At 49.9% G+C, this 13,836-nt stretch carries 11 protein-coding genes and 1 tRNA gene; 6 read left to right on the top strand and 6 right to left on the bottom strand.

Translation table 11 applies throughout. From position 1 onward, the window contains the following. Positions 1 to 186: 186 nt before the first annotated feature. Positions 187 to 1,494, top strand: coding sequence for a long-chain fatty acid transporter FadL (gene fadL / locus ACLJZ5_RS18265; protein ID WP_001518618.1), 1,308 nt, complete (start codon positions 187 to 189; stop codon positions 1,492 to 1,494). A 60-nt stretch (positions 1,495 to 1,554) separates the two neighbouring features. Here the strand turns inward: fadL and mlaA are convergent, their stop codons facing one another. Further along, positions 1,555 to 2,310, bottom strand: a complete 756-nt coding sequence (gene mlaA / locus ACLJZ5_RS18260) for a phospholipid-binding lipoprotein MlaA (protein WP_000776787.1) — start codon at positions 2,308 to 2,310, stop codon at positions 1,555 to 1,557. A gap of 288 nt (positions 2,311 to 2,598) precedes the next feature. On the opposite strand from mlaA, the gene ACLJZ5_RS18255 reads away from it, so the two are divergent. Together ACLJZ5_RS18255 and ACLJZ5_RS18250 are read left to right on the top strand one after the other, a co-directional pair. Next, entirely contained in the window at positions 2,599 to 3,540 is a 942-nt protein-coding gene (locus ACLJZ5_RS18255) for a formate/nitrite transporter family protein (RefSeq protein WP_000377772.1), read from the top strand. Between the two features lie 75 nt (positions 3,541 to 3,615). Continuing rightward, positions 3,616 to 3,690 (top strand) — tRNA-Arg (locus tag ACLJZ5_RS18250). A 156-nt stretch (positions 3,691 to 3,846) separates the two neighbouring features. Here ACLJZ5_RS18250 and pgtE read toward each other — a convergent pair. From pgtE to pgtC, 4 genes are all read right to left on the bottom strand, one after another. Then, positions 3,847 to 4,785 carry an omptin family outer membrane protease PgtE gene (gene pgtE / locus ACLJZ5_RS18245; protein WP_000716014.1) on the bottom strand — a complete coding sequence of 313 codons (939 nt, stop codon included), beginning with the start codon at positions 4,783 to 4,785 and terminating at the stop codon, positions 3,847 to 3,849. A gap of 267 nt (positions 4,786 to 5,052) precedes the next feature. Beyond that, positions 5,053 to 6,300: a two-component system response regulator PgtA gene (gene pgtA / locus ACLJZ5_RS18240; RefSeq protein ID WP_000930843.1), complete on the bottom strand. Its 1,248-nt coding sequence runs from the start codon at positions 6,298 to 6,300 to the stop codon at positions 5,053 to 5,055. Beyond that, positions 6,290 to 8,296: a two-component system sensor histidine kinase PgtB gene (pgtB, locus tag ACLJZ5_RS18235; RefSeq protein ID WP_024798135.1), complete on the bottom strand. Its 2,007-nt coding sequence runs from the start codon at positions 8,294 to 8,296 to the stop codon at positions 6,290 to 6,292. Before pgtB ends, pgtA begins: the two co-directional genes overlap by 11 nt. After that, positions 8,293 to 9,486, bottom strand: a complete 1,194-nt coding sequence (gene pgtC, locus ACLJZ5_RS18230; protein WP_410959007.1) for a phosphoglycerate transport regulator PgtC — start codon at positions 9,484 to 9,486, stop codon at positions 8,293 to 8,295. Before pgtC ends, pgtB begins: the two co-directional genes overlap by 4 nt. 435 nt (positions 9,487 to 9,921) lie before the next feature. On the opposite strand from pgtC, the gene pgtP reads away from it, so the two are divergent. Continuing rightward, positions 9,922 to 11,313, top strand: coding sequence for a phosphoglycerate transporter PgtP (gene pgtP, locus ACLJZ5_RS18225; protein ID WP_024798134.1), 1,392 nt, complete (start codon positions 9,922 to 9,924; stop codon positions 11,311 to 11,313). A 275-nt stretch (positions 11,314 to 11,588) separates the two neighbouring features. Here pgtP and ACLJZ5_RS18220 read toward each other — a convergent pair whose 3' ends face one another. Beyond that, on the bottom strand, positions 11,589 to 11,831 hold the full coding sequence (locus ACLJZ5_RS18220) for a YfdY family protein (protein ID WP_000639889.1): 243 nt from the start codon (positions 11,829 to 11,831) through the stop codon (positions 11,589 to 11,591). Positions 11,832 to 12,352: 521 nt separating this feature from the next. Here ACLJZ5_RS18220 and lpxP point away from each other — a divergent pair. Both lpxP and ypdK read left to right on the top strand, forming a co-directional pair. Next, positions 12,353 to 13,273, top strand: a complete 921-nt coding sequence (lpxP, locus tag ACLJZ5_RS18215; protein ID WP_000492778.1) for a kdo(2)-lipid IV(A) palmitoleoyltransferase — start codon at positions 12,353 to 12,355, stop codon at positions 13,271 to 13,273. A 402-nt stretch (positions 13,274 to 13,675) separates the two neighbouring features. Beyond that, the gene (ypdK, locus tag ACLJZ5_RS18210) at positions 13,676 to 13,747 is read left to right on the top strand and encodes a membrane protein YpdK (protein ID WP_010723117.1); all 72 of its coding nucleotides are present in this window, start codon (positions 13,676 to 13,678) and stop codon (positions 13,745 to 13,747) included. Positions 13,748 to 13,836: the final 89 nt, after the last annotated feature.

Genomic DNA, 13,836 nt, shown 5'->3' with positions numbered 1-13,836 from the left:
AGCCAGATCTCGTTTCTAAGATCACAATTGAAAAAACTTATAAACATACTTGCAACATTCTAGCTGGTCAGACCTATACTCTCGCCACTGGTCTGATTTCTAAGTCGTACCGCAGACCCTACACTTCGCGCTCCTGTTACAGCATGTAACATAGTTTGTATAAAAATAATCAATGAGGTTATGGTCATGAGCCAGAAAACCCTGTTTACAAAGTCTGCTCTCGCAGTCGCAGTGGCAATCATCTCCACCCAAGCCTGGTCTGCAGGCTTTCAGTTAAACGAATTTTCTTCCTCTGGCCTTGGCCGGGCCTATTCGGGTGAAGGCGCAATCGCAGATGATGCGGGTAACGTTAGCCGCAACCCGGCGTTAATTACTATGTTTGACCGCCCGACGTTTTCAGCGGGCGCGGTTTATATTGATCCTGATGTTAATATTAGCGGGACATCGCCATCTCGTCGGACGTTAGATGCGGATAACATCGCGCCGACGGCCTGGGTGCCGAACGTCCATTTTGTCGCCCCGATTAACGATCAGTTTGGCTGGGGGGCTTCTATTACCTCTAACTATGGTCTGGCGACAGAGTTTAACGACACATACGCCGGCGGCTCGGTAGGCGGTACGACCGATCTTGAAACCATGAACCTGAATTTAAGCGGCGCTTATCGCTTAAATGAGGCCTGGAGCTTCGGCCTCGGCTTTGATGCGGTATACGCGCGTGCGAAAATCGAACGTTTTGCGGGCGATTTAGGCCAGTTGGTCGCGGCACAGAATCCGGCGCTGGCGCCGGTCGCGGGTCAGATTCCCAGCGACACCAAGATTGCCCACCTGAACGGTAATCAGTGGGGCTTTGGCTGGAATGCCGGTATCCTTTATGAACTGGATAAAAATAACCGCTACGCGCTGACCTACCGCTCGGAAGTCAAAATTGACTTTAAAGGCAACTACAGTAGCGATCTTCCCATCGCTATAAACCGATTTAACCTGCCTATCCCAACGGCAACCGGCGGCGCGACGCAGTCAGGCTACCTGACACTGAATCTGCCGGAAATGTGGGAAGTGTCCGGTTATAACCGTGTGGCGCCACAGTGGGCCATCCACTATAGCCTGGCCTATACCAGCTGGAGTCAGTTCCAGGAATTGAAGGCAAAATCGACCGCCGGCGATACGCTCTTTGAGAAGCATGAAGGCTTTAAAGACGCTTACCGCATTGCGTTGGGTACCACCTATTACTACGATGACAACTGGACGTTCCGTACCGGTATCGCCTTCGATGACAGCCCGGTACCAGCGCAAAACCGTTCTATCTCTATTCCGGACCAGGACCGTTTCTGGCTGAGCGCCGGTACGACTTACGCCTTTAATAAAGATGCGTCTGTCGACGTTGGCGTCTCTTATATGCATGGTCAGAGCGTGAAAATTAATGAAGGCCCTTATCAGTTTGAATCTGAAGGGAAAGCCTGGCTGTTCGGTACTAACTTTAACTACGCGTTCTAATCTCTTTCTGAAACGGATCAAAAAGGTGAGCATTTCGCTCACCTTTTTATTTACTGCCGTTTATTCTGAGTCTATCTCTTTGAGTTCGTCCTGAATCGCCTGCGCGTTCGGGTTTTCCTGCGGCTTGAGTTTTCCGCCATTGGCGATAAAGTCATGACGCTGGAAGTACGCCTCGCGCACCATAATATAAGGATCGGAAGACTGGCGCAGCAAACCATCGGAGTCCAGCAACTGCGCACGAGTTTCTATCCCTTCGATAGTCCATTTTCCTATGGACATTGGCCAGGTCAACCACGAGAGCACCGGATACAAGGTATCCGCCATATCCCCGCCATCTTCACGCAGCGTGAAGCTGCCGTAGAACGGAAGTTGCATATAAGGCCCATACCCCACGCCATAATGGCCCAGCGTACTGCCAAAGCGATGCGGTTCAACGCGCTGCAGCTTAGGATTCGCCATTCCCGCGACGTCAATAAAGCCGCCCATCCCTAATAAGGTGTTCAGGAAGAAACGAGTGAAATGCACCATACCCTGATAAGGATCGCCCTGCAGGAAATAGTTCACCATGATCGCCGGTTCTTCGAGGTTGCCGGTGAAATTACTTAAACCGTTACGCGCAGGCTGTGGAACATAATCACGCCAGGCGACCGCGACCGGCCGAACAACATACGGGTCCAGCACATTAAAGTTGAAGTTGTACATGGTGCGGTTAAACCCTTCAAATGGGTCTGAACGCCCCTGCTGTTCTGTACCGGAACTCGCACACCCGACCAGCAGTGTGGTTCCCAGCGCCAGCGCCGACAGGCGAAGCTTCATAGATGTCTCCCTGTGAATTATGGCTATCGCTGATTGCCATCCATGACGGAACGCTACCGTATCCGCCTGTTTAGGTGTGAGCGATTTTAACAGCACGTCAAACGATGTCTATATGCGCGATCTCATTGCTCTGAGCATAGCCTGGTAACGCAACAACGTGACGGCCCTATTCTAACGAAACAGATAAAAACGAGCGTGATCATTTTTATTTTTTCGGAGAATGCCCCGGCCTGGGTAAATGAAAAACCGCTACGCTTTATTAATATGTGTTAATCAGCAGGGATCATCATGGATAGCCTTAACGACGATAAAATTAACCGGCACAGCAGTGACCTGGAAGTTGAAAGCGAAGAAAAACAAAGCGGTAAAGAGATTGAGGTGGATGAAGATCGTCTTCCTTCCCGCGCCATGGCGATTCATGAACATATTCGCCAGGATGGTGAAAAAGAGATGGAACGCGATGCGATGGCTTTGCTCTGGTCAGCCATTGCCGCAGGACTTTCTATGGGGGCATCACTCCTGGCGAAAGGGATTTTCCACGTGCAGCTTGAAGGCGTTCCCGGCGGCTTTTTACTGGAAAATCTCGGCTATACCTTTGGTTTTATCATTGTCATCATGGCCCGCCAGCAATTATTTACTGAAAATACCGTTACTGCCGTATTGCCGGTAATGCAAAATCCCACTCTGAGTAACGTTGGCCTGCTGATGCGCTTATGGGGCGTAGTCTTATTGGGCAACCTTATTGGCACCGGGGTTGCGGCGTGGGCATTTGAATATATGCCTATATTTGATGAAGAGACCCGCGACGCCTTTGTCAAAATTGGTATGGAGGTCATGAAAAATAGCCCAACGGAGATGTTTGCCAACGCGATTATCTCTGGCTGGATCATCGCCACAATGGTATGGATGTTTCCTGCAGCAGGCGGGGCAAAAATTGTGGTCATTATTTTGATGACCTGGCTTATCGCGCTGGGCGATACCACCCATATTGTCGTCGGTTCCGTTGAAATTTTGTATTTGGTTTTCAACGGCACGCTGCCCTGGAGCGACTTTCTCTGGCCCTTCGCCCTTCCCACACTAGCCGGAAATATCTGCGGCGGCACCTTTATTTTCGCATTGATGAGCCACGCGCAGATCCGCAACGATATGAGCAATAAGCGTAAGGAAGAAGCGAGGCTACGCGGCGAACGCCTGGAACGGGAGCGGAAAAAAGCGGAAAAACAGCGCTGAGTGGCGACGCTTTAACCAGTCAGGCGGCGCTACACTTACTCCGGCGAATAAAAAACGCTATACTGGCGCCGCGTTGTCCCCTTAGTTAAATGGATATAACGAGCCCCTCCTAAGGGCTAGTTGCAGGTTCGATTCCTGCAGGGGACACCATTGATACCCAGGACATTCTCTTCTTGCTGCATAGCCTTTCGAGCGGTTCCCCTTTCATGTTGCTTTTATTGCCCCTATGCAATATCACCGGACATGCCATACGTTCAGCAAAAAGTCGTCATCGGCCGGTTATGACCGATGACATGCTGATGTGGTCTAGAAGCGGTACTGCAACCCCGCGGTAACCGTATAGTTATTATTAGCTATACCTGCGGCATCGCCACCAAAATACGCCGTATCACCGCTGGTTTTATCTATGATTTGCGTACCGCCCTTACCTTCTTCATATTTACTGTAAGCGAACTCAGCAAAGATTTTTGCATTACTGGTAATATAATATCCGGCGTCAATAGAAGCGCCATAATATCGTGAATTTTCCGTTTTTTCACGGAAGGTAAGTTTGCGCATGTAGTGTTCGTCATTATCATGCGCATTTACCCAGTCGCTGTATTTAAACAGTACATTACACTCAAAGTCATTAATACGATAATCACCCGCCAGCCCGATATAGGGCATTTCGAAACGCTGGCTATAACCTATGCCGCGCACGCCATGAGGAAAATTACCAATATATCGACCATTATCATAAATATAAGACCCGCCTCTTGCCGTCCAGCTAAAACGGGTTTCCTGATAGCCCGCTGTTACGCCCGCCTTGTAGTTATCGCCCTGCAATAACCAACCTTTCACGTTCAAATCGTATTCATTAGCATAGTTGACGCTGGTGTCCGGATGAATTGAACGATCGGTCCAGCCTGGCTGCTCACTGCTCATCCAGTCATGGTCAACCATATGACCCGATCCCGACGCCAAAGACGTCCAGCCGCGGGCGTCCAGCGTCATGAACGAATAGGGCTCCCATGATAAATCCCCCTGCAACGTGGCGACATTTTTTATTTTCCAGTCCAGTTGACTCAGCTTCCGCCCGGTGTCGGTATCATAAACTAGCTCCCTGGATTTACCATTTAACACTCCCACGGAAAGGGATGTCGTGACGCTATCAGGAGAGACGTCCGGAATAAATAAGGTAGACTCCGCATAAACCGACTCAGAAAATACGGCGATCATCATTACTGCAATAGCATGTTTTTTCATTTCTCTTGTCCTCATATTCAGATGTAATCTGGAGAGGTGATGAAGTTTTCATCTTGTCAAATCGTCGGACAAGAGTACATTTATTACGCCAGAGAACTTGACGCATTTTTACCTTATATTGAAGTTAAGAAATAGAATTTGATGCTCAGGTGAATAATAAGCAATCTATAATCATGATGGAATGATTTACCATTACGGTGATGTGACGTTATCTGGCTAACGACATCGTTGCTGATGTTGTCAGCCAGATTGAAAGTAACTGTAATATCAGAATTTATAATGCTCTTTACTTAGACCATATTTTTTCATGCGCAGATAAAGTTTTTTACGGGGAATTTGCAGGTACTCCGCCACTTCATTAATTCGTCCCTGATGAATATTTAATGCTTCGGTAATAATTTGTCGCTCATACTCTTCAACGCGCCGGTCAAGCGGGGTCGGCTCCTGAAGAAGCAACTGCGGGTTGACCGTTTCCGCCAGCGGCAGCACGCCAACAGCAAAAAGCTCTGCCGCATTAGCCAGTTCGCGCACATTGCTTGGCCAGGCGCGTCGCATTATTCCTTTCAGTAATTCCCCCGCTATTTCCGGCACTGGATGATTGAGTCGCAGGCAGGCTTTTCGAAGATAATGGCGAAATAACGGCTCGATATCATCCGGTCGCTGAGAAAGAGACTGGCAGGCGATTTGGGTCATGGCGAAACAGTAGTAAAGCTCGGCCGCAATCTGGTTAGCTGCCGCCTGCTCCACCAGCGAAGCGCTGCCAACGCCCACCAAACGAAAAGGCCGATGCTCCAGGCTTTGTAAACGCGCCAAATGGTGCTGCTGTTCGCGTGTCAGATATTCGGGATGACTCAACACCAGCGTGCCTCCTTGCGCCTGGTCGATGAATGTCTCCAACTGCCCGGCATTCTCCGGCGTGAGTTCATAGCGTACAAACGGCCCTTTCGCGTTACGCCCCAGTTGATGGAGATAACGGGCGCCAGTCATACGTCCAGTGCCATGCTCACCGTAAAACCATACGGCAATGTCCGTTTCCGCCAGTTGTTGTAACCGTTGTCGAAACTGATTCATCCACTCGCTGCGCCCAATCAGTTCAACCTGTAACGTCTGCTGGCAATATTGCCGCCGTGCAATGACCGACCGGCGCTGGCGTAGCGCGTCTTCAATTAATATCAACAGCTTGCCCGGATCGACGGGTTTTTGCAGAAAATCCCAGGCGCCCTTTTTCACCGCATCAACCGCCATCGGTACATCGCCATGTCCGGTAATCAATAAGATTGGCAGTTGATCGTCATCCTGATGAAACAGCGTCATAAGATCGATACCGGAACACCCCGGCATACATACATCGCTCAAAACGATCCCCTCCCAATCCGCTTTTACCCACTCTTTGGCCTCGAAAGGATGGGTAAAGCCACGCACGCGGTAGCCTGCCTGCTCAAGCATTTGGGTATAGGCGTCAAGTACATCAACGTCATCATCAATCAGCAAAATAGAACATTCATCATTCAACATCATCGACATCCGTTACCGAGAATTGCAGCACCACGCAAGCGTTACGCGTCAGCGTCGACGCCAGACGCAGGTCGCCCTTCATTTGCGCCATCAGCGACACGCTAATCGACAGCCCAATACCCAACCCGACAGCTTTACTGGTGGTAAACGGCTTGAGTAAAGAGGGCAACAGCGCCACAGGCCAGCCAGGGCCGTTATCTGCAATATAAACCTCCAGCGCCTCTCCCTGCGTCTGCCACGTCACCGCGATCGCCGCATCATGCGAACAGGCGTCAAGCGCATTCGCCAGCACATTCACCAGAACCTGCTGAATACGCACTTCATCACCGCTAACCCATACGGTGTCGGTTGGCAGTAAAAGCGCTCCCTGCCGGGATTGGTGGCGCATGGCTAATAACTCCCATGCCGCCACGAAGGTTTGGCGCAGATCAACGGGATACAATGGCGTTTCCAGCTCCGCCCGACGGGTAAACTGCCGCAGCGAACGGATAATGGCGTCAATCCGGTTAATGAGCCCTTCCGCTTTGGTGAGCGTATTTCTCGCCTGTCCGCTCTGACCTTGTTCAATCGCGCGTCCCGCCGTAAATAAATACATTGAAAGCGCATTCAGCGGCTGGTTAATTTCATGCGCCAGCGTGGTCATGGTCTGGCCGACTACCGCCAGTTTCGCCGTCTGAATCAACTCATCCTGCATGGCGCGCAGGTCGGCTTCTATCTCTTTGCGCTCGGCGACCTCTTGTTCAAGCTGCCTGCGTTGCATATTGAGCTGGCCCAGCGTATGACGTAGCAAACGGGCTATCCGTCCTAGCTCATCGCGCCCGTAAACCGGGATAGTCGAGTCGGTTCTCCCCAGCCCTATCTGTACCACAGCCTGATTAAGCGCGGTAAAACGCTTTACCAGCCGGGAACGGATAAAATAGTGGTTGAGTCCCCAGGCCAGCAGCAACGCCAGGAGCGTTGCCACTAAAATAAGCCCACCGCTAACGCGGACAATCTGTTCCAGGCGTTGATTGAACGTCTGCATTTGCTGGTGACTACTACCTAACTGCGCCTCAAGCAGCGTGCGAAAGCGCCCTAGCGTAGCCTCTCTGGCGCGGCTGGCGTCCAGTAAGGCTTTTTGCGCCGCAACATAATCGCGCATGGTATCGGGCATCTTATTTTTTACCATCCCGATTTCCAATAGTTCGTCGATGGTTTGCCGCAGCGTGATCGTACTGGGCCAGTCATCCAGCGCACGAATATTCTCATCCGCCGTTTTTTTTAGGTTTTCCAGATAACGAATATGGGTCTCTACCAGCATCCCGTCATTATTGCCGGACTTGAGCTCATTCAATCTGTCGCGCAGGTCGTCAACAATCTGATTTTCAATTCGCGCCAGGGTATATACCTGCTGCTGCTCGTTCTGCACCTCGCGCGAACGTTGCAAATACTGCGCTGCATCACCCTGATTCGCCTCAATTTGATCGAGCAGTGTCCCCTGCTGCCAGGTAAAATCCTGTACCAGCGAATTTAACTCCGTGGTGAAATCATCATGGAGCCAGTCAATACGAGCGGAAAGCTCGCTGACTTTCTCCCGCACCAAAAACATGTTGTAGAGGGCGTTGTCCAGCTCCGCCAGCAAGGTCCGGCTATCCTGTAAAATGACGGCCAGTTGCCGGCGCTCAGCAAGCTGAAGCCCCTGACTCAGACGCTCAATCTTATCCAGATGCTGAATAATCTGCGTACGTAACTGCAAACGTACCGTCGTGTTCGGCGCCAGCAAAAATTCATTGAGCTGATCCACGGCCAGATTCAGGTTCCCCTCAATTAAAAAAGCGGAGTGGATGCGAGGAAAATATTCATCAAGCGAATAGCGAACCTGCGAACTTTGCTCATGCCAGGAATAAAGGCTGACCATACTGACAATCAGCGTCAGTAATGCGCCAGTTAAAAATGCGCCCCGTAAACTGTTGCTGATACTGAGCTGACGAAGCCGTTGCAATAATCTCCCCTTCATTTCAGCTCTTCCAGTTTGTGAATCGCCAGCCGCTGATTGTTCAGAAACCAGATCTGCCACTCCATCATTTTTTGTTCGGCAAAGCTTTTATTATCAAACTGCGCCAGCCAGGTTTCATCTTCGCTGCTTGCCGCATCCACCGGGACGCTGGTCAATAAGGCTCTGATTTCAGGTAAGGGGCGTTTAAGCCGCGTTTCTGCGCTGTGCAACGCTCGCCATGCATCTTTAAGCTGCGCGAGACGAAAACTGATCGCGGTATCAAACATGCGTTGTACCAGTTGCTGACGCTTCAGGATCAGACGATAGTTCAACGGCGGCTGGGCCATCAAACGCTGTTGTTGCGCGGCGCGAGGATTATCGGCGCTAAGCGGTGCGACGGGATACTTACCGGTATTCGCGTCAGCCAGTATCCTTTGCCCTTTCGGACTTAATAAGTAATGAATAAAAGCACGCGCTTCGTCTGCATGACGGCTGTTTTTCAACACCGCGACGTAAGTGGGCGACACCGCAGAATACGGGAAATAGGTAAAAGCAAGATTAGGATCGTTGAGTAGCAAATTAGCATAGTTATCAATGACCGGCCCGGCAACGCCAAGCCCGCTTTTGATTTTATCCGCTACGCCGAAACTGCGAGAGGAAATCGTGACCAGATTACCCGAGATTGCCAGCAGCGTCGCCCACCCTGCCGTCCAGCCTTTTTGCTGCAACAGCGACTCCACCATCAAATGATTGGTGTCTGAGCGTGACGGACTGCTCATTAATAGAGCGCCCTGGTAACTGGGCAGGCCCATATCCTGCCAGTCGGCAGGCGGCGGAAGATGGCGCGCAGCGAGCGCTGAACGATTGATCAATAGCCCAAATCCGGATACCGCTACTGCCACTGAAGTTGAGCGGATAGAACGCGGCACCAGCTTCTGGCTGGCGGCAGGCGCGCTATCCAATAGCGCCAGCTTTTGGTGCTCCAGAAGGTGTTGCAACAGCATGGGGGATGACGTCAGGATCAGATCGACATTTTCCGCATTCGCCGTATCAAGTAATTGCTCTAAAGAACCGCTGGTACGATTGAGCGTACGAATCATGACGGAACCCGGCTCCGTCTGCCAGCGCTGGATAATCCAGGCGGTCGCGCTGGGTGAAAAGGTCGTTGCCATCACCAGCTCGCGGCTGTACGCCTGGCAAGAACCGAACATCGCCGCCAGCCATAGCGTAAAAGCGCCCACTCTGGCGAAACGACTACAGCATGAGAAAAGTCGATTTGTGATCCCGTTCATAAATATCGATATCACATAAAGAAAATATTGAGACAAAACTTACCCTTTTATTTCTGTTAGCATCCAGAACAACGTTATTTGAATAATAACGGGTCCGTCGCCCGAAAACATCAATAAAGCGTATCAGATCACTGGCAGAAAATTTGTTAATATCCGCACATGCTAACGATAAAACGGCCATGCCAATAATTAAAGTTTCACCACACCCTTCAGGATGGGTCAAAAATAACCTTTAAATTCACCCAATTGAGTCAATTTTGACACATTTCTTCGACTTGAATTTTATTGTCACTCCTTTCACTCTACCGACAAAACCTCCTGATGTTCATCTCACTATAAAATACAGGTGACTCCATGTTAACAATATTAAAAACAGGGCAATCGGCGCATAAAGTCCCACCGGAAAAAGTCCAGGCTACGTATGGTCGATATCGTATACAGGCATTGTTAAGCGTATTTCTGGGATATCTCGCTTACTATATAGTCAGAAACAACTTCACATTATCGACGCCTTATTTAAAAGAGCAATTGGATCTCAGCGCTACGCAAATCGGCCTGCTGAGTAGCTGTATGCTTATTGCTTACGGAATCAGTAAAGGCGTAATGAGCAGTCTGGCGGATAAAGCCAGCCCAAAAGTCTTCATGGCGTGCGGTCTGGTACTCTGCGCGATTGTTAATGTTGGGCTGGGATTCAGTAGCGCATTCTGGATATTTGCCGCTCTGGTGGTCTTCAATGGCCTTTTTCAGGGCATGGGCGTCGGCCCCTCGTTTATTACTATTGCAAACTGGTTCCCTCGTCGGGAGCGCGGACGCGTAGGCGCCTTCTGGAATATCTCGCATAACGTTGGCGGCGGGATCGTCGCGCCTATCGTCGGTGCGGCTTTTGCGATATTGGGCAGCGAACACTGGCAAAGCGCCAGTTATATCGTTCCGGCCTGCGTCGCCGTCATTTTTGCCTTAATTGTTCTGGTATTGGGAAAAGGTTCGCCGCGCGAAGAAGGTCTTCCCTCCCTGGAACAGATGATGCCGGAAGAAAAAGTCGTACTGAAAACGAAGAATATGGCAAAAGCGCCGGAAAATATGAGCGCATGGCAAATCTTCTGTACTTATGTGCTGCGCAATAAAAATGCCTGGTATATTTCGCTGGTGGATGTCTTCGTCTATATGGTGCGGTTTGGCATGATTAGCTGGTTGCCTATCTATCTGTTGACAGTAAAACACTTTTCAAAAGAACAGATGAGCGTCGCGTTTCTCTTTTTCGAATGGGCGGCGATTCCTTCCACGCTACTGGCAGGCTGGCTGTCAGATAAACTGTTTAAGGGCCGCAGAATGCCGTTAGCCATGATTTGCATGGCGCTGATTTTTGTCTGTCTGATCGGATACTGGAAAAGTGAATCTTTGCTGATGGTAACGATTTTCGCCGCCATTGTAGGTTGTCTGATTTACGTCCCGCAATTCCTCGCGTCCGTACAGACAATGGAGATAGTCCCCAGCTTTGCCGTAGGTTCCGCCGTCGGATTACGTGGGTTCATGAGCTATATTTTCGGCGCCTCGTTGGGCACCAGCCTGTTTGGCGTCATGGTGGATAAACTGGGCTGGTACGGCGGATTTTATCTTCTGATGGGCGGCATCGTGTGCTGCATTCTATTCTGTTACCTCTCCCATCGCGGCGCGCTGGAACTGGAACGCCAGCGCCAGAATGCGTTACATAATCAGAACTCACTGCAGCTTGCGGACGCGCAATAAACGATTAGCCTTCCCGGGGAACAGAAGCGCCGACATTGTCGGCGCTATCTATTCGCTGACATCGTATATACCCAAAATAATTCGAGTTGCTTAAAGGCGGCAAGGGAGTGAGTCCCCGGGAGCATAGATAACGATGTGACTGGGGTGAGCGACAAATCTGCCGGGAGCAGATTTGAATGTCGCGTGCGACGGCCCGTCAGGGCGAGGCCCATGGATGGGTCGAGTAATCCGTAGCCAACACATAAGCAACTTGAAGTATGAAGGGTATCTACTGACTAACGCTTACCGTATCCCACCATAAAGCGAATAATTAACCCACATGCCGGTGCGAGAAAAAGCAATAATCCGCTAACGATGTCATCGCCATCCTGCAGCCATACATTGAGTAAATAAATCAGCGCGGCAAGGATAACCATTCCCGTAAAAGAAGAAACCGCAGAAAAAGCCCCCATCACCTGACCGATATAGCCACTCACGGCAAGTATACTTATTGCAAGAAATGTCCATAAATAGATCATCTATAATACCTCCTGTCTATGGCAAGGCTTCCATATAGCCTTACAGTCCCTCTCACTTCTCCTTTAAGATAAACCTTATCAGCACGTCATTTCCATAACATTTATCTCACATTTTATTTTTCTAATCATTTTTCAATAACCTTCGTCTGAAATAAAATTATTACTGTAAAAACAATGCATTAAAAATAATGATTAGCTTATTTTTGCTACGGAAGAAATATTTACGCTTCTTGATAAAGAATTTCTGGGCGCGAGTAAATAACTGGTGGTACATTAGCCTGCCTGGCGTTCATGCCCTCGTGGTTTAGTACTGACTTAGTTTTACACTCCTTACGGGAACCATTGTCGTACATGATGGCCTAACTATACGCAAATCATTCAAGTTACCCTGATGGGCTTACTCAAGTAAGTGCTTCGGATAAGCGAACGCAACTTGAAGGATGATGCGTATTTCAGAGTGTACCGCTGCGGATAATGACTCTTCTGCGATACATTATTTTCGTATCTACAGAAGGTATTTTATGTTTTCTCAAAGCAAATTTTCACGCGCGTTTTTGCACCCGCGCTACTGGCTGACGTGGTTTGGCGTTGGCGTCCTCTGGTTACTGGTGCAGCTTCCCTACCCGGTTTTGCGTTTTCTGGGCACCCGCACCGGTAAACTGGCGCGCCCCTTCCTGAAGCGACGTGAGTCGATCGCCCAGAAAAATATTGAACTCTGTTTTCCGACCCTCTCCCGGGAAGAAAGGGAAAAACTGATCGCCGAGAATTTCCACTCTCTTGGCATGGCGCTGCTTGAAACGGGTATGGCCTGGTTCTGGCCTGATAGCCGGGTTCGCAAATGGTTTGATGTGGACGGGCTGGACAACCTTACCCGTGCGCAGGCGCAAAATCGCGGCGTAATGGTCGTTGGCGTGCATTTTATGTCGCTGGAATTGGGAGGCCGGGTAATGGGTCTCTGCCAGCCGATGATGGCGACCTATCGTCCGCATAACAATCCGCTCATGGAGTGGGTGCAGACGCGCGGTCGTATGCGCTCAAATAAAGCGATGATCGGCAGAAACAATCTGCGCGGCATTGTGGGCGCGCTAAAAAAAGGGGAAGCCGTTTGGTTTGCTCCCGACCAGGACTACGGCCCTAAAGGCAGCTCCTTTGCGCCATTTTTCGCGGTTGAAAACGTCGCCACCACCAACGGCACCTATGTACTGTCCAGGCTGTCTGGTGCCGCCATGTTGACCGTTACAATGGTCAGGAAATCCGATAACTCGGGTTATCGTCTGTATATTACCCCTGAAATGGAAGGTTACCCGGCAGATGAAAATCAAGCCGCTGCCTATATGAATAAAATTATTGAGAAAGAGATCATGCGCGCCCCGGAGCAATATCTCTGGATCCATCGCCGTTTCAAGACTCGCCCGTTGGGGGAAGCGTCACTCTACATCTGAAAAAGGCCGCAAGGCCTTTTATTTTGTCATTTCGCATTGCCATAATATTCATATCATAAATTACTCATTCCTGCTTTTAGCGATAAGTCTCCTGTTTACAGGCAATTTTTTACTGTGTCGGCGGCGTCGCTCAATAGCGATTCATCACTGTCAGAAATTAAACTGTCGCCGATTCCCGACACTTGTAAGTTACTAAAAGTAAATAAGAAAATGCCTCTTGTTTCACCTCATTTTTAGGCGTACATTAGCGCCGTCTGGAGCGATAACGCGCAGAATTCTGAGGTGATGCAGGCGGTCGAAACACGAATAATTCTCAATTTCGTATTGTCCGGCATCAACTCTCTATAATCAGGTAAGTGTAAGTTCATTTAGGCGTACGACAGGTACGCGGAGAGATGAAACGTGAAATATTTCTTTATGGGCATTTCATTTATGGTCATCGTTTGGGCCGGTACTTTCGCCCTGATGATTTAAAAGTACAATGCAAATAAATATCCTCCGGCATAGCCGGAGGTTTTTCAGATGCGCCTGTAAGGCTCTCTTACCAGCCGCGCCCTAACAGG

It is taken from the genome of Salmonella sp. 5800, from assembly GCF_046558195.1.
Classification (GTDB): domain Bacteria; phylum Pseudomonadota; class Gammaproteobacteria; order Enterobacterales; family Enterobacteriaceae; genus Salmonella; species Salmonella enterica.
The sequence above is the reverse complement of the archived record's forward strand: the minus strand, read 5'-3'. Positions and strand labels throughout refer to the sequence as shown.